Origin of the sequence: Microbacterium sp. (genome assembly GCF_051860965.1) — a bacterium.
GTDB lineage: Bacteria > Actinomycetota > Actinomycetes > Actinomycetales > Microbacteriaceae > Microbacterium.
Map to the genome: position 1 here is coordinate 184790 of NZ_JBIMKU010000005.1, position 19502 is coordinate 204291.

A 19502-nucleotide genomic window follows, 5' to 3' on the forward strand; every position below is an offset into this window, starting at 1 on the left:
CGGGATGCCGCGGCTAGCGTCGACGTGTGAGCAGCGTCGCGCATCCCTCCCGCGGTCTCGGTGGACGCGTCGTCGTCGTGACCGGAGCGGCGCGGGGCCAGGGTCTCGCCGCCGTTCGGCTGCTCGTGGCATCCGGAGCACGTGTCTTCGCGACCGACGTCGCGGCCGACTCCCCCGATGCGGTGGACAGCGGCGCCGTCTACCGTCAGCTCGACGTGGCCGACGAATCCGCATGGACAGCGCTCGCGGACGAGCTGTCGACCCTGCTCGCGGGCGAGCCGCTGCGCGGACTCGTCAACAACGCGGGAGTCACGCACCGGACTCGCCTCGGTCACACGGACCGCTCCGACTGGGACCGCGTGCTGGCGATCAATCTGACCGGACCGATGCTCGGGATGCAGGCGCTCGCACCGCTCATGGGCGAGGGGTCGGCGATCGTGAACATCGGGTCCTCGGCCGGGCTGAACGCGCACTACCCGGTCGCCTACACGACGAGCAAATGGGGCCTGCGCGGGCTCACGCACGTCGCGGCGACCGAACTCGGACCCCGCGGCATCCGGGTGAACATCGTGCATCCGGGGTTCATCGACACGCCGATGACCGAGAACGCTCCCGCGGCGATGAGGGATGCCCAGCTCGCCCTCACGCCGCTCGAGCGGACCGGCACGCCGGACGAGGTGGCGCGCGTCGTGGCGTTCCTGCTGTCGGATGACGCGGCCTACGTGACGGGCGCCGAGATCCCGGTGGACGGGGGCTCGACGTCGTCGGCCGGGGTCAAGTTCATGGCCGATCGGATCGCGCGCGGCTGACGCCTTCAGCCCTCGTGGTTGTAGTACGGCCAGGGCAGGAACCGTCGATCGCCTCGACGATCCGGACCGTGCAGGGAGACCTCACCCGTCGCCGCCCACTCCACTCCGCGCGGGAACATGCGGATGAACTCGATCCGCCGGAACGTGTCGATGTCGTGGCCGATCGTGATCGTGAACGACCGGCCGGCGCCGTATTCGTTGATCCACGCGATCGGCTGGTCCGTGTCGATGCCCGGGAGCGCCGCGATGCCCTCTGCCGGGATGGCCACGGGATAGTGCGACATCGGCCACACCGGCGCCTTCTCGTACGAGCCGAGATCGTCGAAGGTCGTCAGCAGCACCTGCGCGCCGTCGAGGATCTCGACGCCCGTCAGGATGTCGTCGCCCGTGACGGTCCAACGGGCGCTGATGCCGTCGGTGATGGGATGCCGCGGCTCGACCGTGTCGAGCTGCGCTTCGCCCCACGGCCTCGGGCGCAGTCCGCCGGCCACCGTCAGCCGCGAACCGCGCATGATGTTGTACTCGTCGGGGTACCCCCAGTCGTCCTCCTGCGCGGCGGAGCCGTGGAACCAGACGATCCCCTTGCCGTCGTCGTGGACGAAGCGCAGGAGCGCGGCATCCGTCTCCTCGCCGAAGCCGACCGCCTTCTCGTGGTAGCCGTCGCGACCCTCGAAGACCACCACGATCACGTCGTACCTGTCGATGATCTCGGCGCCCAGACCCCGCGGGTCCTCGACGACGCGCACGCGGAAGCGGCCCGTGTCCTCGAGCAGCGTCGTGAGCCAGGCGTTGTGCTGACGGAAGCTGCGGTGCTCGTTGTCGTGCTCGCGCGTCATGTGCCCCGACAGGATGAGGACGTCGAGCTGGTCGGTCATGAGAGGTCCTCGGCGGCCTTGCGCGCGCCGCGCACAGCGACGGCGACGCTCATCAGGGTGGGATTCATCGTGTTGGCGGTGGGGATGACGCCGTTTCCGCCGACGACCAGACCGTCGACACCCCAGACGCGCGACCACGGGTCGGCGACGGACGTGCCGTCGTCGGTCTCGCCGATGCGGGTCGTGCCCATGTAGTGCAGGCTCGAGCCGTTCGGCAGCAGCCGCGGCTCGGCGACGAACGTGCCGAGCGCACCGCCTGCCCGACGCAGCAGCTCGGTCGCCTCGGCGATCTCGGCGTTCTCGACATCCGTCAGCGCGTATTCGATCGTCATGTTCGGAAGACCTCGGTAGTCGAGTTCATCGTCCGAGAACGTCACTCCGTCCTCGACGCGCGGATGCTTGCGCACGCCGTAGCCCATGTTGACGTACCCCCAGCGATTGCCGGCCGCAGGGTGCGTGGGATCGAGCTGGAACGGCGGGTTCTCGGCGTACATCACCTGCAGTGAGAACGGATGGTCGGGCTCGGAGAACGGGATGCGGTTGACCGCGGCGACGGGATCTGCGGGGTTCAGGGAGCGCCGGGCGATCTCGGCCTCGAGGTCCTGCTCGCTCGCGAACCGGCCGATCCGATCGGCGTCGACCGCGATGGTGGTGATGACGACGTGGTGCTCGGTGAGGTATCGGCCGAGGGCGACGGGCCGGATGCCGGACGCCCACAGCAGCTGCGGAGTGCGGAACGCGTCGGCGGCGACGACGACGAGGTCGGCGCCGACGAAGCGCGTCTCCTTCGTGCGGAGGTCCTCGACCTCGACCCCGATCGCCCGGTCGCCCTCGACGACGATGCGCCGCACGAAGCTGAGATCGTGGAGGGTGAACCGCTCGCTGAGCGGGGAGGCGGGATCGATGAGCGGCCCGAGCACGACGTCGGCGCCCGCCCACCGCATCGAGCCGTCGGGCTGCGGGTCGCCGGCGACCGGAAGAGTGCCCGGGCCGTAGCCCTCGGGAAGCTCGTCGCCGAACTCCTCTTCGAGGAGCGACCGGATGCCCTCGCCGACCGCGGAGTCGGCGAAGGCAGCGCTCTGCACATGGAGGAGGTCTTTCGCGGTGGCGAGCAGGTCGTCCCATTCCTCGTCCGGAATGAAGGCGATCTTCTCGCTGAACGCGGGCGACGGCGTGGCGCACGTCCAGTGGGCACCCTGCCCGCCCACGTTCGTCGCCGCGGCAGCCGCCGGGAACGTGGGCGCGTGGGCGGAGCCCTCGCCGCCGAAATCGAGCAGGTGGGTTCCCTGTCGCGCCGTGAACATCCCCTCGACCACCACGCCTGCGGGGATGCCCAGCGACTCACGCAGGGCACCGGACTGCGGGCCCTGCGACAGCTCACGTGCGCGCTGCTTCTCGTCCGGATCGGGGATGTTGCGGACGCTCTCGCCGGGAATCGCGGTCAGCTGCGGACCGGCCTCGAACATGACGACCCGCGCGTCGGGGAGCTGTTCCACGAGCACGCGGGCGTACGCGGATCCGATGGGTCCGCTGCCGACGACGGCGATGGTGGGGTGGTGCGACATGACGTCTCCTCTTCGAGTACGGGATGCGGGTCAGACGACGGCGGTCTCGGCCGTCGGCGCGGGTTCGGGTTCGAGGTGATCCGACAGACGTCGGTCGGGGAGCAGGAGGGCCGCGACGATGCCGACCGCGTAGGCGATCGCGAGACCGATGAAGATCGGTGCGAGCACCGCCGAGTACAGCGCGGCGACCTGCGCCTGCACGGCGGCCGATGAGGCGTGGACGACGGCCGGTGTCAGGGTCGCGGCATCCAGCCCCGCCGGCAGTCCCGCAGCGACGCCGGCTCCGATGAGACCGCCGACGACGGCTGTCGCCGTCGTCGAGCCGATCTGGCGCACCAGACTCACCGTCGCGGTGACGCTGCCGGTGTCCGAGCGCGGCGCGGCGCTCTGCGCCACGGCGACGAGGAGGTTCATGAATGCGCCCGTGCCGATGCCGACGAGGAACATGACGGCCATCGGCACCCAGAGCGGCAGCCCCGGCGGCAGGAACGCCATGATGAGCAGCCCGGCGGCCGCGACGGTCGTGCCGATGATGGGGAAGGGGCGGTACCGCCCCGACCTGCTGGCCAGCCAGCCGGTGAAGAGCGTGCTCACGAGCATCCCGAACACCGTCGCGATCGGAACGAGTCCCGACACCGTCGCGCTCGTGCGGTACGCCATCTGGATGTAGGTCGGCACATACGACACCACCGAGAAGAGGCCCACGCCGATCACGGTCGACAGCACGATGCAGATCAGGATGGTCCGGTTCGCGAAGTGGTGCAGCGGGACGAGGGGCTCACCCACCCGCAGCTCGATCGCGATGAAGACGGCGAGCGCGAGCAGGGCGATGACCGCGGCGACGACGACGGGCATGCCGACGCCTCCGACGCTCGCCCAGCTCGCGGCCAGCACGAGCGCCGTGATCGATACGCCGAGCACGAGCGCGCCGGCGATGTCGAATCTGCGACCTGAACGGCCGGGGACGTGCGGCACCGCGATCACGGCGAGCACGAGTGCGACGATTCCGACGGGGATGTTCACCCAGAACACCCATCGCCAGCCCCACGCATCCGTGATGAGCCCGCCGACGAGGGGGCCGACCAGGATCGCGATGGGGAACGCGGCGCCGATGACCGAGAGGATGCGCGGGCGGTCGCGCGGAGCGACCACGGAGCCGATGATCGTCTGCGGCATGAGGTGGAGTCCGGCCGAGCCGATCCCCTGTCCGACGCGCGCGATCGCGAGCTGAGTGATGTCCTGTGCGAGACCGCAGAAGAGCGAAGCGACGAGGAAGAGCACGAGACTCGCGAGGAACACGAGCCGGACGCCCAGCAGGTCGCCGAGCTTGCCGAGCACGGGCAGCATCACGGTGCTCGCGAGCGTATAGGAGACGATGACCCAGCTCATCTGCTGGACGGCGCCGAGATCGCCGGCGATGGTCGCGAGCGACGTCGCCACGACGGTGTGGTCCAGCGCCCCGAGGAACGAGACGGTCAGGAGGGAGATCATGAGGAGACGGAGTCTCCAGGGCGTGAGCAGCATGCGTGGTCCGCCCGAACGATCGGGCTGTCGACGCGACGGGGTGTGCCCCGAGCGCTGCATCACGCGCGGGAACGGATCCGCGAGGATCCCGACGTCATGTCCATTCTAGACCAACTTCTGCTTGATTCCAACTAAAGCATCAGCGGTGTCGCGCACGTGAACGCTCGCGTGCGGGCGGGAGCGGCGGCGCGGGGACGATGGCGCCGACGGTCCCGACGAGTTCACCGAGGCCCTCCACCCGCATGCGCACGACATCGCCCTCGCGCAGCGGCGGCGGGGTCAGCTCCCCCGCCCGCCCCCACAGTTCGCCGAGGCATCCGCCGTTGCCGACGGTGCCCGAGCCGAGCACGTCGCCCGGCAGAACCCGCGCGTTGCGGGACGCGTAGGCGACGAGCTCGCCGAACGGCCAGCCCATGTTCGAGACGAGATCGTGGCCGATGAGCTCGTCGTTGACGTACACTTCGGCGCGGATCGCGAGGAAGCCCTCCGCGTCGAGGAAAGGCGCCAACTCGTCGGCGGTGACGATCCACGGACCCAGAGACGTGCCGAAGTCCTTGCCCTTCGCCGGTCCGAGCCGCACCTTCATCTCCCTCGACTGCACGTCACGCGCCGACCAGTCGTTCATGATCGTGTAGCCGAAGATGTGGGATGCCGCGGCATCCGCCGTCAGGTTCGCCCCGTCGGAACCTGCCACGCCGCCGACGACCGCCGCGATCTCGAGCTCGAAGTCCAGGCGCTGCGTCTGGGGCGGGGACACCGTGTCGCCGGGGCCGAGCACGGTGTGCGGATTCGTGAAGTAGAAGGTCGGCGCCTGATACCACTCCGGAACCACCTCGCTCTTTCCGTCCACCGACGCGCTCACGCCCTCGACGTGCTCCTCGAAGGCCACGAAGTCGCGGATGGATGCCGGCACGACCGGGGCGAGCAGCCGGACGTCGGCGAGCGCCGTACCGCTGTGCGCCGCCACCCGGGAGTACAGGTCGTGGGCGGCATCCAGCCCCCGCGTCAGCACCTGCGCGACGGTCAGGCCGTCCGGGAACGCCACGACGCGATCACCGACGACGAAGCCCTCCCCCGAGTTCTCACCGTCGGCCCATCTCGCGATCCTCATGCGCGAACCCGACTGCCGACGAGCGCGTCGGCGTTGTCACCGAGCACTGCTCTTTCGATTTCGGGCGACAGCTCCGCGCTGCGCACGAGGGCGACGGGATCGTCGAGCCCCATGTCGAAGGGGAAGTCGCTGCCGAGCAGCACCTGCGATGCGCCCGCCACCTCGACGAGGTGCCGCACGGCGGACGGGTCGTGCACGACGGTGTCGAACCACAGTTTGCGCAGATAGGTCGAGGGGGCGTGCGCGCAGCGGCGCGCCTCGGGCCGGACCTGCCACGCGCGATCGGACCGCCCGATCGCGAAGGGCAGGTAACCGCCGCCGTGTGCCGCCACGATTCGCAGGCCGGGATGCCGGTCGAGCACCCCCGCGAAGATGAGGTGCGAGAGGGCGACGGCGTTCTCGGTGGGCTGTCCCACGGTGTTCGACAGGTAGAACCGGTCGAGGCGCTCGTCGAGGCTGCAGCCGAACGGGTGAAGGAAGACGATGCAGCCGAGTTCGGCCGCGCGCGCCCAGAACGGTTCGAGGCGCTCGTCCGACAGCTCGATGTCGCCCGCGAACGACGAGATCTCGACGCCCGCGAGGCCACGGCCGAGCACAGCGTCATCGAGATACTCGACGATGCGATCAGGATGCTGCAAGGGCACGACACCGAGCCCGGTGAGGCGGTCGGGCGCCTGCGCGACGTGCTCGGCGACGAGGCGGTTCGTCTCGCCTGCGACCCACACGGCCAGCCCTTCGGGTGCCCATGGGTAGAAGTGATTCGGCGAGACGCTCACCCACTGCCGGTCGACACCCTGCTCGTTCATCGCGGCGAGTCGGGCGGACAGGTCGGTGAGCTTGGGGATGCGCGCACCGATCATCGCCCCGGACGCCTGAAGACTCTCGATGCCGTTTCGACGGCGCTCGAGGTCGGCGGCCGCGGCGACGAGCTCGGGCGCGCGTCGTTCGACCTCCGCGTGCATCGCGGGCAGGAGCAGATGCGCGTGGACGTCGGTCGTCATGCCGGCACCGACATCTGCTTGGCGATGCCGAACATCAGGCCCGGGACGTCGGCGTCGCGCACGCCGTCGAGCTGCCACTGACCGAGCTGCACGGACGCCTCGACGACGCTCTTCGCGCGCGGGACGCGGCGCTCATGGAACTCGTCCCACAGTTCCTGGTCGACGTCGTCGCGCGTCGTCAGCAGCTCGGCGAGCACGAGGGCGTCCTCGAGTCCCTGCGCCGCGCCCTGCGCGATCGTCGGAGGACAGCTGTGCGCGGCGTCGCCGATGATGACGACACGGCCGCGGTTCCAGGGCTCGTCGACGATGTGCTTCGTGAACCACGTGTAGTTGGCGTGCGCGCCCGCTTCCAGGTCGGCGCGGATCGAGTTCCACGGACCGTCGTATGCGCGCGACTCCTCGAGCATGATCCGCGTGGCGTCCTCGTCGGATGTCCCGAAGCGGTCCTCCGCCTTCTCCACGAGGAACGCGTACATGCTGTCCTCCCCGGTCGGGGTGTACCCCGCGATGAAGACCGGGCCGCCGTAGTACAGCTCGCTGCGCTCCACCTCGGCGGGGCGCGACACGAAGGTCCGCCAGATGCCCATGCCCGTCGGCTCCGGCTTCGCCTCGATGCCGATCAGCTCGCGGACCGTCGAGTTGAGCCCGTCGGCGCCGATCACCAGGTCGTACTCTCCCGCTGAGGCGTCGTCGACGTACAGCTCGACGGCGTCCTCCCCCCGAGCCTCGACGCCCGTGATCTTCCTGCCGAAATGCACGTGGGCACCCGCGCGCTGCGCGTGATCGAGCAGGATGCGCGCGAGCTCGGGCCGTGGCATCCCCATCGCGGCCGGGTAGTCCGGCCCGCCCGTCTTGACGTCCGGCAGCTGCGCGACGATCGGCGCGCCCGGCCCAGGTGCGCGCAGGTGCAGCCCCTCGAACGGGTAGCCCGCGGCCCGGATGTCGTCCCACGCCCCGAGAGCGTCGAAGACGCGCAGCGCGTTGCCCTGCAGCGAGATCCCGGATCCCAGCGCGCTCAGCTCGGGCTTGGCCTCGAAGACGTCGACCTCGACGCCGGCCTTGGCGAGCTGAATGGCGGCGGCGAGCCCCGCGACGCCGCTGCCGGCGATCGCGACCTTGCGTACTGCGGTCATGTCAGAACCTCTCTGTTCTCGTTTCGGTCGCGGTCAGAAGATCGCGACGGGGTTGATGGGCGATCCGACCGCTCCCGTGATGGGCAGCGGCGGCGCCGATAGCAGGAAGTCCCAGCGTGCTCGTTCGGCACAGGATGCCGCGAGTGCGTCGAGGTTCCACATCTCGCCGATCGTCAGTCCGATGTTCGGGATCACGACCTGGTGCAGCGGCTGGAAGGACGGGACGTCGAACTCGTTGGGGCGCACTTCGAAGCCCCACGTGTCGGTCGCGATCGCCGCGATCTCGGTGCGGTGCAGCCATCCCGCGGTCGTGAGGGAGAGTCCTGCCGACGGGCCGCCGGCATACTCGCCCCAGCCTTCGCGCCGGGCACGGGCCAGACGGCCGGTGCGCACGAGCACGATGTCGCCGCGTCCGATCACCACCCCCTCGGCGGTCGCGCACGCGTCGAGCTCGGCGGCGCTGATCGCGTAGCCGTCGGGCAGCTCGCCCGTCGAGGGCTCGAGGTGCCGCCCGAGGTCGAGAAGAACCCCCCGCGAGACGATGACGGATGCCGCATGCTCGATCCCGGTCACGAGGTCTCCCTCGCTGGTGACGACGTCGCCCGCGCGACGGCCGTTCCACGCGAAGCCGTGATCGAAGATGTGACCGAGGCCGTCCCACTGCGTCGAGCACTGCAGGGGCATCGCGATGACGTCGTCGGCGCCGCCGATGCCGTGGGGGAAGCCCTGATTGCCGCGCTCGGCATCCACCCCCGTGTCCGTCATCGTGTGCACGGGGTTCGTCCGGCGCCGCCAGCCCTTCTGCGGGCCGTCGGTGTCGAACGACTGCGACAGCGAGATCGAGACGCCGTCTCGGACGAGCGCCGCGGCCTCCACGCGCTTGGCGGCATCGATGAAGTTGAGTGTGCCGAGGACGTCGTCCTCACCCCAGCGGCCCCAGTTGCGGTAGGCCGTGGCGCGAGCGGCGATCTCGGCCTCGGGGTCGTGGCGGTCGATGTCCGCAGGGTTCTCGGAGGGATCGGTCATGGCGCCACGCACCGCACGACCTGCGTGCCGAGCCCCTCGATCGTTCCCGTCATGACGTCGCCGTCGCGCAGGAATCGCTTCCAGTGCTGGCCGTTGCCGGGAGGGCTCCCGGTGAGCAGCAGATCGCCGGGCAGAAGCGGCATCGTCTCGCTCGCCCCCGCGATGAGCGCGGCGATGCCGAAGAGCAGATCGCTCGTGGATCCCTTCTGCTTCGTCTCGCCGTTCAGGTCGAGGCGCACGTCGATGTTCCCGCCGTCGACGAACGGCGCCGGGACGAGGAACGGTCCGGTCGGCAGGAAGCCGGGGGCGTTCTTGGACCGGTACCAGTCGGTGCCGATCTCCTTCATGTCCTTGCGGAACACGAGGTCGCGCGTGGTGATGTCGTTGACGATCGTGTAGCCGGCGACGTGGTCGAGGGCGTCCTCCCGCGAGACCTGGAAAGCTTCGCGGCCGATGACGACCGCGAGCTCGAGCTCCCAGTCGTGCACCTCGCTGTAGGCGGGCAGCACGAGCGGGACGTCGTCTCCCACGACGCACGCGGGCAGGCCGATGAAGAAGTACGGTTCACCGTTCGCCGCGCGGTCGTCCATCATCTTCGCCGCGAACGCCCGTGCCTCGTCCGGCGTGCGGTCGGTGTTCTGCGTGAGCCCGGCGGCGACGAGCTCGATCACGTGCTCGCGGTAGTTCGCGCCCGCCTGGAGAACTTGGCGCGGCTCGACAGGCGCCGTGAGCGTGACATCGGCCAGCGGCATCCATCCCCCGCCCTCGCCGGTCGCGAGCGCGCCGAGGCGCTCCCAGTCGGGTGCGGCGAGGAAGCCGTTGAGGCCACGGGGCAGCACGCTCTCATCGAGCGGTCGGATGCGCTCGCCCGCGACGAGCCCCACCCGCGCGGTGTCACCCACCCGATAGCGAGCGAGGGCGAAGGGGGCGGTGAGCCCTGCTGACGTCGTCGTCATGTGTTCTCCGAGTCGGGGTGAACGGGTGGTGGTGCGAGAGCGGGAGCGACATCACAGCGCTCCCGCTCTCGGGTCTATCAGCCCTGGCCGTGCTTGGCGTAGGGGTTGAGGAGTGCGTCCTTGATCTCGTCGGGCACGCCCTCCTCGGTCGCGCTCGGGCCGTCGGCGGGCGGGAACGACTCCGTCATCGACATCGGCATGGCGCCGTTGCGGTAGAAGTTGTTCGAGCCCTGCGACGGACGCCACGTGTTCGCCACCCAATCGGGGACGTAGTTGCGATAGCCGCCGGTGTTCAGCTCGATCCGCAGCGTCGACGGCTCGCGGTAGTAGAGGAAGGTCTGCTCGCCGATGCCGTGGATGTTGGGACCGTACTCCATCGGGGTGCCGTTCTCCATGAGCGTGTCGGCGGCGATGAGAAGCTCCTCGCGGGTGTCGACCCAGAAGGCGTAGTGATTGATGCGACCGGCGCGAGTCGAGCCGTCGAGCACGACGCCCAGGTCGTGCGACTTCTCATTGGTCGTGAGCACCGAGAACACCGAGATGGGCGCCTCGTCGAGGACCGTGCGCGCCATGAAGCGGAAGCCCAGGACGTCGACGTACCACTTCACGAACGCGTCGACGTCCTGCGTGGCGACGGTGACGTGGTCGAGCTGGCGCGGGGCGCCGGCGATCTTCGAGCGCTTCTCGGGACGGTCCGGGTAGATGGATGCCTCGTGCCCGGGCGCATCGTGGCGGGTGACGTCCCAGTGCAGCGTCATCGAGTGGCCGAACGGTCCGGTGAAGCGGTAGGCACGACCGATCTTGTGCACGTCGTCGAGCCACTCGCCCTCGATGCCCGAGGCCTCGACACGCTTCGCGGCCTCCTCGAGCGCCTCGGCGCTCGACGTGCGCCACGCCATCGTCGCGAGCGCGGGCTCGTCGCCGGGAAGGACCACGAGCGAGTAGGCGTAGTAGTCGCCCCAGCAGCGCAGGTAGACGGCGCCGTCGACGCGATCGACGACCGTGAGGCCGACCTGCTCCTCGTAGAACTTCACGGACGCCTCGACGTCGGGCGTCGTGATGGCGACATAGGAGAGGTGAGAGAGGAGCTTGATCATCTTCGATCCTTTCGACAAGACAAGCGGGTGATCCCACCACCACTTTCGCCCGACTCAGGCATATCGGGGAATCCCATATCGCCGATGCCGAAGATCAGTGCCGTCTATGCCCTAAAGACACCGTCGCACTCGGCTGCGAGCAGCGAATCGGCGAGCAGCTCGGCGAGGTCGGCGGAGCGCTCTCCGGAGTCGGCGGCTTCGATCGCGCGACGCAGCGCGAGACGTTCCGAAGACTCGAAGAGCCCCGGCGCACGGAGCCGACCGGCGCTCGAGGATGTCGCGAGGCGCCCGTCGCGACCCGTCACCTCGACCTCGGTGCGCACTTCTCCGAGCGCTCGCGCGCGGATCCACCCCTCGCCGCGAGAGGTCGCGGCGACGGACAGCGTCGCCGCGATGCCCGCGCTCGTCTCGAGCAGCGCGAGCCCTCCGGCGGCGGAGCGCACGTCGAGGTCGTCGCCGGCGAGCGCCCGGATCCAGCCGACGGCGTCTCGGACGACGACGGCCCGGCGCGCCGCCCCCGCGACGGCGTCGACCGTGATCACGCGCGGCATGTCATCGCCCCGACCGCGCACCGCCTGCGCGGCGAGGTCGGGGCGGAGAAGCGGCCGCTCGACGACGACCGGCACGACGATCCGCTGCCCGAGTCGGCGCAGGTCATCCGCCGGCGCGACAGCGGGATCGGCGACGATCAGCGCCGCGGCACCCGCCTCTGCCGCGGCGAACGCGGCATCGACCCACTCCACGCCTGTCACGACCACGACGGCACCGGCCGCGCGCTCTGCGAGCTGCGCGGTCAGCGGGAGTTCGGCGACCGCCGCGCGATAGCGCCCCCCAGCGGTGTCGTCCGTCAGGACGACGGGCCGGCGGGTCATCGCTCTGCGCCTTCGATGAGCGCCGCCGCAGCGTCGGCGAGCGTCAGCGCGTAGCGGGCGTCGTCGAGCAGTTCGTCGTACTCGATCACCGCATCGCCGTCGAGGACGTCGGCCAGTGCGCGCCATTCCGCGACATAGCCGTCCTCGGCCGCGATCGGGTAGGTGGTCACCACACCCGATGCCGTGGAGACCCTGACCCGTGCGCTGCCGACATGCACGAAGGCGGGCGGGAAGGCGACCTCGAGACGGTCGGTGTCGGTCGTGATGTCGAGGCGCCACAGGGCGTCGGCGCCGTCGGGCAGCATCACGGTCGCCAGCCGCACCGGGATGCCCGACGCCCGATATCCGACGACATAGCCCAGCGGCGCGACGGCTCGAGCGAAGACCACGCTCTCGAGATCGGGGGCCAGGTCGCGCAGCATCGGCAGGTCGTGGACGGCGAGACCTGCGAGAAGCTGACGGACGACGGATGCCGCGACCTCCGGCAGGTGCAACGGCGGCGCCCCTCGGCTCGGTGCCGCCGCGGGCGTCGCGAGCTCGGTGACGACATCGTGATAGCGGCCGTTCGGCGGCAGTGCGAGAGTGACCGCGATCGCTCGGACGACATGCCTGCCGGCGACGAGATGATGCTTGGCGCGCATCCACGCGGGGTCGTACAGGTGATTGGTGCCCACCAGCAGAGCGGTGCCCGCCGCGCGGCAGGCGTCGATGACGGCTTCGGCGTCGTCGAGCGTCGTCGCGAGCGGCTTCTCGCACAGGATCGCGGTTTTGCCCGCCGCGACGCTCGCCAGGATCTGTGCCGCGTGCTCGGCCGGCGGACTGCACAGCGCGACGATGGAGACCCGGTCGTCATCGAGCAGTTCCGTGATTCCGGACGACGAACGCGCTCCGACCCGCTCGGCGAGCTCGCCTGCGCGCCCGCTTCCTGCGTCGGCGATGTGCACGACCTCGAAGAGAGGATGCAGCCGCGCGAGGGTCGGCAGATGCAGCGCCGCGACCCCGGGCCCGGCGCCGACGATCCCGACTCCATGCGGCATCCGGACTCCTTTGTTCCGTCCAAAGTGTACCTAAGTCCACAGAATCTCAACCATAGATGTCGCGAATAGCGCTGAACAAGCCGGATCTTGTGTAAAAATCAACCATGGCCAGGGAATCCACATTGCGCTTCGGTGCGCAGACCGACGAGGTCACGAGCCTGCTGCGCATCGTGAACATGGTTCGCGCAGGCGACGCATCCACTCGTCCCGAGATCGGGCGGGTCACGGGCCTCGGTCGCGGGGTCGTCACGCAGCGCGTCGATCAGGCGATCGAGATGGGGTACCTGGAAGACGGCGAGTTCGGGCCCTCATCGGGAGGCCGGGCCCCTCGCACCCTGCGCTTCCGGAGCGCCCGCGGTCGGATCGTCGTCTGCGCGCTGGGCGCTCTGCACATCCACGTCGGCATCGCGATGCTCGAAGGCGATGTCATCGACCAGACCCATCGGACCTGGGACATCTCGCGCGGTCCGGCCGAGACGCTCGACACCGCACTCGCGATGATCGACGAACTGCTCGCGCGCACCCCCGATGCGCCCGTCTGGGGCATCTCCGTCGGCATTCCCGGGCCCGTGGACTTCGAATCCGGGCGGCCCGTCGCGCCGCCGATCATGCCGGGCTGGAACGGCTTCGACATCCGACGCCGTTTCGAGGAGCGCTACGACGCCCCCGTCTGGGTCGACAACGACGTCAACCTGCTGGCATTGAACGAGCGAGCCCGTCGCGCCGACGAGCGACTGGATCTCATCTACTGCAAGGTCGGCTCCGGAATCGGAGCGGGGCTCCTCTCGCAGGGCCGGATCCACCGCGGTGCGAACGGCGCAGCCGGCGACATCGGCCACGTCCGGGTCGCCGGCTCGGACGCCCTGTGCCGGTGCGGGAAGACCGGCTGCCTCGAAGCCGTCGCGGGCGGCTGGGCCCTCGTGCGCGATGCCGAGGCGGCGGTCGCCGACGGCGCGACGGGAGCTCTGGCCGAACGCACCCGCGAGGGCGAGGCTCTCACCCCCGAGACCATCGCGCGCGCGGCCGAGAACGGCGACGCGCTCGCGATCTCGCTCGTCCAGCGATGCGCCCGCGTCGTCGGGGAGTCGATCGCGGCGCTGGTCAACATGTTCAACCCCGGCACGATCGTGATCGGCGGCGCCGTCGTCGGCGCGGGTGAGGTCTTCCTCGCCGAGGTGCGACAGCGCGTGTACGAGCTGTCCCTCCCGCTCGCGACACGCGACCTGAGCATCGTGCAGTCCATCAACGACCTGCGCGAGCCGCTGCGCGGCGGCGCCGAGATGGTCCGCGAGCAGCTGTTCGACGTGACCTTCCCCCGCTGGTTCGCCGACGGCCAGCCGACCGTCCGGGCGATCCACGCGGGAACTTGACACTTATTTCGCATTTCGACTAAAGCGTGTAGATTCTCGCCATAAGCCTGTCGCGCCCCGACAGCCGCGACACGAGGATGTGCCATGACTCTCACCGCCCTGCGCGAGGATGCCCTCGGCTCCACCGACGACGGTTTCGTCATCCGGCTCGGGCTCCCCTGGATCCGCTCCCTGCCGCTCGCATGCCTGACCGATCTGACCGTCGCGATCGACGGCACAGAAGCGGATGGGCTGATCGTGGAGCTCGACGGACGTCGCCTCTCCGCCGAGGACCTCGCCGGAGAGCCCGGATGGTGGTTCCTGCAGGACCGCATCGCGGTGCACGGCGCAGCCGCCCTCTCGCCGGGAGTGCACGAGATATCCGTCTCATTCCGTCTCACCGTCCCCTACCTGCAGACGGGGCCCGATGGCCCGCTGTCGTTGCCGTTCCACATCCGACGAACTTTGACTCCGGATGCCGCGGCACCCGCGAGCGCGCGTGTCGAGGCGCGCGCAGAACGCGGCGCCGTGTCCGACGTTCCCGCGCTCCCGGCGGACTGGACGCTCGCGGCATCCGCCTTCAACTGGACGCCGGAGGTGATCCGCGCCGACCGCCCCGCCCCGCAGATCGCTGTCGACATCGTGGCCGCCGGTGTCGCCGACGTGATCGAGGTCGAGCCCGGTCAGCTCTGGCGATCCTTCCCCGCGCCCTCGGCCGCGGAGGTTGACGCTCTGCGCCATGACCTCGACGCGCGGGGAGGGAGCGTGAGCATCGTGGGCGCGAGCCTGGACGATTGGGTGTCGCCGTTGCGCCGGCGCACCGAGGACGAGCGTCTGGCGTTCCTGCTGCCGCAGTTGCACGCGGCCGCGCGCGTCGGCGCGATCGGTGTGCGCCTGCCGATCGGCCAGGCCGGCGCGCCCCTGCTGCGTCGAGTCCTGCCCGTGCTGCACGAGCTCGATCTCGTGCTGTTCGAAGAGATCCAGGGCCAGCAGGCCCCGGACTCCCCCGGCACGCGCGAGGCGATCGAGACCCTCGTGTCGATCGATGATCCGCGTGTGCGTCTGCTGCTCGACATCAGCATGCTGATGCCGTCGCTCCCACCCAGCTACGTCGACCTGCTGCGCACGGCGGGCGTGCCGGAATCCCTCCTCCGGCGGCTCGAGACCGACTGGGCCGACCCCGCCACGAACGGCGCCGTCGTCGACCTGCTGCGGTCGGGCGGCGTGCCGGCAGACGTGCACACGGCGTTCATGAACCTGCTGGTGCGCTTCGGCCGCTCACGGGCGAGCGACCTGCGCGGCGCGCTCCCCCTCGTCGGCGCGGTCCACCTCAAGTTCTGGGATCTCGACGACTCTGCCGGACGCGTCTCGACGCCGATCCGCGAGATCGCCGGCGAGCTCGCCGCCGTCCGGTTCACCGGAACCCTCTGCAGCGAGTGGGGCGGGCACGAGTGGCTCGACGCCGATCCTGCCGAGATGACTCGTCGCCATCTCGCGCTCGCCGGTGCCGCACTCCTCGCGGGGTCCGGCGCGCCCGCCTGAGCAGGCTCAGCGCGGCTGCAGCCCGGCCGCTCGGTAGACGTCGTCGATGATCCGCATCGTGCCGACGCCGAGAGCGGCATCCAGCTCACTGGGGCTGTCGTCGCGGAGTGCCGCGACGACGTGCGCGAGCTGACGCGCGTAGCTGTTCTCGCCGTCGACCGCCCGCTCCTCGATGACGACCTCGTCGCCGGCGCAGACCCGCAGCGTGGCCCCCCACTGCGGCACGATGACGCCCGTCGCCTCGAGGGACGCCGCCGCGCCGGTGACCCGCAGCGACATGCTCCCCCGGTCGTCGCCGATGAACGACGAGCGCACGGTCGCGGGAATCCCGCCGGGCAGCTCGAACACGGCATCCGTCTGCAGATCGACCCGGGGATCGTCGGCCGACAGCACCGCCTCCGCGGAGATCACCGTCGGCTCGCCCCACGCCACGCGCATCAGGTCGACCGCGTAGCACCCCACATCCATGAAGGATCCGCCGCCCAGGTCGGCGTCGAGGCGGATGTTCCCCGGCTGCACGACGAAATGCGGGATGCTGTAGTCGAACTCGACCCGCTGCACCTCTCCCAGCACCCCCGAGGCGAGCACCTCGAGCAGCTGGCGCGTGAAGCCGTGCAGGCGGTAGTGGAAGCCCACGAAGGCGCGTCTGCCCGCGGCATCCGCCGCCGTCGCGATCTCGGCCGCCGTCGCACCGTTCGCGGACAGCGGCTTCTCGCACAGCACGTGCTTGCCTGCGCGCAGCGCGCGCACCGCCCACTGCGCCTGCACCGTCGACGGGAGGGGGATGTAGACGAGGTCGATGTCGGGATCGGCGAGGATCGCGTCGTAGTCACCGGACTTCGGCACGCCGAGCCGATCGGCCATCTCGCGTGCGCGCTCGGGTTCTCGCGCGGCGATCGCCACGACGCTCACGCCGTCCAGCTCGCGTGCGGGTTCTACGATCGCCCGCTCGGTGATGCCGGCCGCGCCCAGGACGCCGATTCTCACCGCACGCCTACTTCGTGCTGAACGCGGCGTCGAACGCCGCCGCGGGAGGCGTGATCTCGGCGAGACGGCGCACGAACGCGAGCGCTTCGGGCGCGCCGATGAGACGGTCCATGCCGGCGTCCTCCCATTCGACGCTCGTGGGGCCCTCGTAGCCGATCGCGTTGAGCGCGCGGAAGAGCGGCTCCCACCTCACGGCGCCGTGCCCGGTCGACACGAACGTCCAGCCTCGCCGCGGGTCCGCCCACGGCCGATGCGAGCCGAGCACGCCGTTGCGCCCGTCGAGGTTGGTGATCGACTCCTTCACGTGCACGTGGAAGATGTGCGGAGCGAAGTCGAGCACGAAGGCGACGTAGTCCAGCTGCTGCCAGACGAAGTGCGAGGGGTCGAAGTTGAATCCGAAGCTCTCGCGGTGGCCGATCGCCTCGAGGGCGTCCTTGGCCGACCAGTAGTCGTACGCGATCTCGGACGGATGCACCTCGAGCGCGAAGCGCACGCCCACTTCTTCGAACACGTCGAGGATCGGGTTCCAGCGGTCCGCGAAATCCCGGTACCCGCGGGCGATGAACTCGTCGGACGCCGGCGGGAACATCGCGACGGCCTTCCAGATGGACGACCCGGTGAAGCCGTTGACGGTCGTGACGCCGAGCTTCGCCGCGAACCGGGCGGTGTCCTTGAGGTCCTCCGCGGCGCGCCGGCGCACCCCCTCGGGGTCACCGTCACCCCAGACGCGGTCGGAGAGGATGTCACGGTGCCGCTCGTCGATCGGGTCGTCGCAGACCGCCTGCCCCGTGAGGTGGTTGGAGATCGCGTAGACCTTCAGACCGTTGCGCTCCAGGATGTCGAGGCGGCTCTGGACGTACTCCGCGTCATCCCACCGCGACACATCGAGGTGGTCGCCCCAGCAGGCGATCTCGAGACCGTCGTAGCCCCACTCGCCCGCGAGGCGCGCGACCTCTTCGAACGGCAGGTCGGCCCACTGGCCGGTGAACAGGGTGATGGGACGGGCCATGGATGTCTCCTTCAGATGGATGCCGGAACGTCCGCGGCGGTGCGGACCCAGGCGGACTCGTTCTCTGCGCTTCGCTCGACGGCGTCGAGGACCCGCTGCACCGACAGCCCCTCGGCGAAGCTCGGGTGCGGATCGGTGCCGTCGGCGATCGCCGTCACGAGGTCCACGACCTGGTGCGAGAATCCATGCTCGTACCCGAGCATGTGACCCGCGGGCCACCAGGCCCCGACGTAGGGGTGGTCGCCTTCGGTCACGAGGATCTTCGTGAAGCCCTGCCGGTCGCCCGGCGCCGTGCGGTCGTAGAACTGCAGGCTGTTGAGGTCTTCGAGGTCGAACGCGAGCGCGCCCCGGTCGCCCGACACCTCGATCGTGAGCGCATTCTTGCGCCCCGTCGCGAATCTCGTCGCCTCGAAGGAGACGAGCGCCCCGTTCGCGAGGCGCCCCGTGAAGATCGCGACGTCGTCCACCGTGACCGCCCCGAACCCCTCGGCCGCCGTGCCCGACAGACCGGAGCCCGAGCCCTGCAGGGGTCGCTCGGCGACGATGGTCTCGATCGTGCCGGATACGGCGGTGACGTCCTGTCCGGTCACGAACTGGGTCATGTCGATGATGTGAGCGCCGATGTCGCCGAGTGCTCCCGATCCGGCGTGCTCCTTCTGCAGGCGCCACGCGAGCGGCATCGAGGGGTCGACGAGCCAGTCCTGACGATAGGCGGCGCGCACCTGCTGCACCCTGCCGACGACCCCTTCGGCGATCAGATCGCGCAGGAAGGTCACGGCCGGCACGCGCCGGTAGGTGAAACCCACCATGGAGCGGATGCCGCGCGCGGCCGCGCGGGCCGCGGCATCCGCCATCGCCTCCGCTTCGGCGACGGTGTTGGCGAGCGGCTTCTCGACGAGCACGTGCTTGCCCGCTTCAAGGGCCGCGATCGCGATCTCGGCGTGCGAGTCGCCGGGTGTGACGATGTCGACGACGTCGATGTCATCGCGCGCGATGACCTCGCGCCAGTCCGTCGCCGACTCGGACCAGCCCCACTGCGCCGCGGCGGAGGCGACGGCATCCGCGTTCCTGCCGACGATGACGGCCATCTCGACGGCCTCGGGCAGATCGAACACGCGGGGCGCCTGGCGCCAGCCGACCGAGTGGGTGGCGCCCATGAACCCGTAGCCGATCATGGCCACGCGCAGTGTCACGCCAGCACCAGCTCCCGCTCGACCGGCACGCGGTTGGTGACGTAGCGACCCGGGCCGCCGTCGACGCCCGGCATGATCTGCATGTAGAGGAGGCGCATCGTCAGCACGATCTCGACCGTGTGCTTCTCGCCCGCCTCGGGAGCCCGACCCAGGTCGATGACGACCTCGGGCTTGTCGGCGACGAACCAGAGGGTCTCGGACTGCTCGGGGAGCTCCTCGATGCGGTACTCGCGGCCCTCGAGGACGAACCGGAGCTTGTCGGTGGCGATCTCGACGCCGTCGACGGTCGCCGCGACGCCGTCGACCGCCGAGAGCCAGAGGCTGCGGTACCAGGGCAGCTGCACGGCGACGGCGAGACCGGTGTCCGTGCGACGCACGTCCTTCTCGGAGAAGAGGGAGTTGTGGGTGGCCATGGC

General features: G+C 70.1%; 18 protein-coding genes. 3 read left to right on the forward strand and 15 right to left on the reverse strand.

Translation table 11 applies throughout. The features are described 5' to 3' along the window. Positions 1–26 precede the first annotated feature (26 nt). Positions 27–809: an SDR family NAD(P)-dependent oxidoreductase gene (locus tag ACTIFV_RS11375; RefSeq protein ID WP_439592888.1), complete on the forward strand. Its 783-nt coding sequence runs from the start codon at positions 27–29 to the stop codon at positions 807–809. A 5-nt stretch (positions 810–814) separates the two neighbouring features. On the opposite strand, the gene ACTIFV_RS11380 is transcribed toward ACTIFV_RS11375, so the two are convergent. The 11 genes from ACTIFV_RS11380 to ACTIFV_RS11430 all read right to left on the reverse strand — a co-directional run bounded on the left by ACTIFV_RS11380 (position 815) and on the right by ACTIFV_RS11430 (position 13006). Beyond that, entirely contained in the window at positions 815–1684 is an 870-nt protein-coding gene (locus tag ACTIFV_RS11380; protein WP_439592889.1) for a ThuA domain-containing protein, read from the reverse strand. Continuing rightward, positions 1681–3249 carry a GMC oxidoreductase gene (locus tag ACTIFV_RS11385; protein ID WP_439592890.1) on the reverse strand — a complete coding sequence of 523 codons (1569 nt, stop codon included), beginning with the start codon at positions 3247–3249 and terminating at the stop codon, positions 1681–1683. The genes ACTIFV_RS11380 and ACTIFV_RS11385 overlap by 4 nt, the downstream gene beginning before the upstream one ends. A 30-nt stretch (positions 3250–3279) precedes the next feature. Further along, a complete protein-coding gene (locus tag ACTIFV_RS11390; RefSeq protein ID WP_439592891.1) occupies positions 3280–4740 on the reverse strand; it encodes an MFS transporter in 1461 nt (486 codons plus the stop codon). Between the two features lie 172 nt (positions 4741–4912). Beyond that, entirely contained in the window at positions 4913–5884 is a 972-nt protein-coding gene (locus ACTIFV_RS11395; protein WP_439592892.1) for a fumarylacetoacetate hydrolase family protein, read from the reverse strand. Then, positions 5881–6885 (reverse strand): amidohydrolase family protein, encoded by a 1005-nt coding sequence (locus ACTIFV_RS11400; RefSeq protein ID WP_439592893.1) that lies wholly within the window; start codon positions 6883–6885, stop codon positions 5881–5883. The genes ACTIFV_RS11395 and ACTIFV_RS11400 overlap by 4 nt, the downstream gene beginning before the upstream one ends. Next, positions 6882–8018 (reverse strand): FAD-dependent monooxygenase, encoded by a 1137-nt coding sequence (locus ACTIFV_RS11405; RefSeq protein WP_439592894.1) that lies wholly within the window; start codon positions 8016–8018, stop codon positions 6882–6884. The genes ACTIFV_RS11400 and ACTIFV_RS11405 overlap by 4 nt, the downstream gene beginning before the upstream one ends. Before the next feature lie 33 nt (positions 8019–8051). Next, a complete protein-coding gene (locus ACTIFV_RS11410) occupies positions 8052–9044 on the reverse strand; it encodes a cyclase family protein (RefSeq protein ID WP_439592895.1) in 993 nt (330 codons plus the stop codon). Next, entirely contained in the window at positions 9041–10000 is a 960-nt protein-coding gene (locus ACTIFV_RS11415; protein WP_439592896.1) for a fumarylacetoacetate hydrolase family protein, read from the reverse strand. Before ACTIFV_RS11415 ends, ACTIFV_RS11410 begins: the two co-directional genes overlap by 4 nt. Before the next feature lie 77 nt (positions 10001–10077). Next, positions 10078–11097 (reverse strand): VOC family protein, encoded by a 1020-nt coding sequence (locus ACTIFV_RS11420; protein WP_439592897.1) that lies wholly within the window; start codon positions 11095–11097, stop codon positions 10078–10080. A gap of 104 nt (positions 11098–11201) precedes the next feature. Then, complete coding sequence (locus ACTIFV_RS11425; protein WP_439592898.1) at positions 11202–11969, reverse strand: hypothetical protein; 768 nt, start codon at positions 11967–11969, stop codon at positions 11202–11204. After that, positions 11966–13006 (reverse strand): Gfo/Idh/MocA family protein, encoded by a 1041-nt coding sequence (locus tag ACTIFV_RS11430; protein ID WP_439592899.1) that lies wholly within the window; start codon positions 13004–13006, stop codon positions 11966–11968. Before ACTIFV_RS11430 ends, ACTIFV_RS11425 begins: the two co-directional genes overlap by 4 nt. 104 nt (positions 13007–13110) lie before the next feature. Here ACTIFV_RS11430 and ACTIFV_RS11435 point away from each other — a divergent pair, with 104 nt between their 5' ends. Further along, positions 13111–14376, forward strand: a complete 1266-nt coding sequence (locus ACTIFV_RS11435; protein ID WP_439592900.1) for an ROK family protein — start codon at positions 13111–13113, stop codon at positions 14374–14376. Positions 14377–14460: 84 nt separating this feature from the next. Next, complete coding sequence (locus tag ACTIFV_RS11440; RefSeq protein ID WP_439592901.1) at positions 14461–15897, forward strand: hypothetical protein; 1437 nt, start codon at positions 14461–14463, stop codon at positions 15895–15897. Positions 15898–15903: 6 nt separating this feature from the next. On the opposite strand, the gene ACTIFV_RS11445 is transcribed toward ACTIFV_RS11440, so the two are convergent. The 4 genes from ACTIFV_RS11445 to ACTIFV_RS11460 are packed head-to-tail and all read right to left on the reverse strand — an operon-like array spanning position 15904 to position 19499. Further along, positions 15904–16884, reverse strand: a complete 981-nt coding sequence (locus ACTIFV_RS11445) for a Gfo/Idh/MocA family protein (protein ID WP_439592902.1) — start codon at positions 16882–16884, stop codon at positions 15904–15906. A gap of 7 nt (positions 16885–16891) precedes the next feature. Continuing rightward, on the reverse strand, positions 16892–17893 hold the full coding sequence (locus ACTIFV_RS11450) for a sugar phosphate isomerase/epimerase family protein (RefSeq protein WP_439592903.1): 1002 nt from the start codon (positions 17891–17893) through the stop codon (positions 16892–16894). A gap of 11 nt (positions 17894–17904) precedes the next feature. Beyond that, the gene (locus ACTIFV_RS11455; protein ID WP_439593085.1) at positions 17905–19068 is read right to left on the reverse strand and encodes a Gfo/Idh/MocA family protein; all 1164 of its coding nucleotides are present in this window, start codon (positions 19066–19068) and stop codon (positions 17905–17907) included. 14 nt (positions 19069–19082) lie between these two features. Next, positions 19083–19499: a C-glycoside deglycosidase beta subunit domain-containing protein gene (locus ACTIFV_RS11460; RefSeq protein WP_439592904.1), complete on the reverse strand. Its 417-nt coding sequence runs from the start codon at positions 19497–19499 to the stop codon at positions 19083–19085. Positions 19500–19502 lie beyond the last annotated feature (3 nt).

Bases quoted from the DNA above. Each gene is read 5' to 3' on its own strand.
- ACTIFV_RS11380 (WP_439592889.1), bottom strand. From the start codon at position 1,684: ATGACCGACCAGCTCGACGTCCTCATCCTGTCGGGGCACATGACGCGC.
- ACTIFV_RS11385 (WP_439592890.1), bottom strand. From the start codon at position 3,249: ATGTCGCACCACCCCACCATCGCCGTCGTCGGCAGCGGACCCATCGGA.
- ACTIFV_RS11390 (WP_439592891.1), bottom strand. From the start codon at position 4,740: ATGATCTCCCTCCTGACCGTCTCGTTCCTCGGGGCGCTGGACCACACC.
- ACTIFV_RS11395 (WP_439592892.1), bottom strand. From the start codon at position 5,884: ATGAGGATCGCGAGATGGGCCGACGGTGAGAACTCGGGGGAGGGCTTC.
- ACTIFV_RS11400 (WP_439592893.1), bottom strand. From the start codon at position 6,885: ATGACGACCGACGTCCACGCGCATCTGCTCCTGCCCGCGATGCACGCG.
- ACTIFV_RS11405 (WP_439592894.1), bottom strand. From the start codon at position 8,018: ATGACCGCAGTACGCAAGGTCGCGATCGCCGGCAGCGGCGTCGCGGGG.
- ACTIFV_RS11410 (WP_439592895.1), bottom strand. From the start codon at position 9,044: ATGACCGATCCCTCCGAGAACCCTGCGGACATCGACCGCCACGACCCC.
- ACTIFV_RS11415 (WP_439592896.1), bottom strand. From the start codon at position 10,000: ATGACGACGACGTCAGCAGGGCTCACCGCCCCCTTCGCCCTCGCTCGC.
- ACTIFV_RS11420 (WP_439592897.1), bottom strand. From the start codon at position 11,097: ATGATCAAGCTCCTCTCTCACCTCTCCTATGTCGCCATCACGACGCCC.
- ACTIFV_RS11425 (WP_439592898.1), bottom strand. From the start codon at position 11,969: ATGACCCGCCGGCCCGTCGTCCTGACGGACGACACCGCTGGGGGGCGC.
- ACTIFV_RS11430 (WP_439592899.1), bottom strand. From the start codon at position 13,006: ATGCCGCATGGAGTCGGGATCGTCGGCGCCGGGCCCGGGGTCGCGGCG.
- ACTIFV_RS11435 (WP_439592900.1), top strand. From the start codon at position 13,111: ATGGCCAGGGAATCCACATTGCGCTTCGGTGCGCAGACCGACGAGGTC.
- ACTIFV_RS11440 (WP_439592901.1), top strand. From the start codon at position 14,461: ATGACTCTCACCGCCCTGCGCGAGGATGCCCTCGGCTCCACCGACGAC.
- ACTIFV_RS11450 (WP_439592903.1), bottom strand. From the start codon at position 17,893: ATGGCCCGTCCCATCACCCTGTTCACCGGCCAGTGGGCCGACCTGCCG.
- ACTIFV_RS11455 (WP_439593085.1), bottom strand. From the start codon at position 19,068: ATGATCGGCTACGGGTTCATGGGCGCCACCCACTCGGTCGGCTGGCGC.
- ACTIFV_RS11460 (WP_439592904.1), bottom strand. From the start codon at position 19,499: ATGGCCACCCACAACTCCCTCTTCTCCGAGAAGGACGTGCGTCGCACG.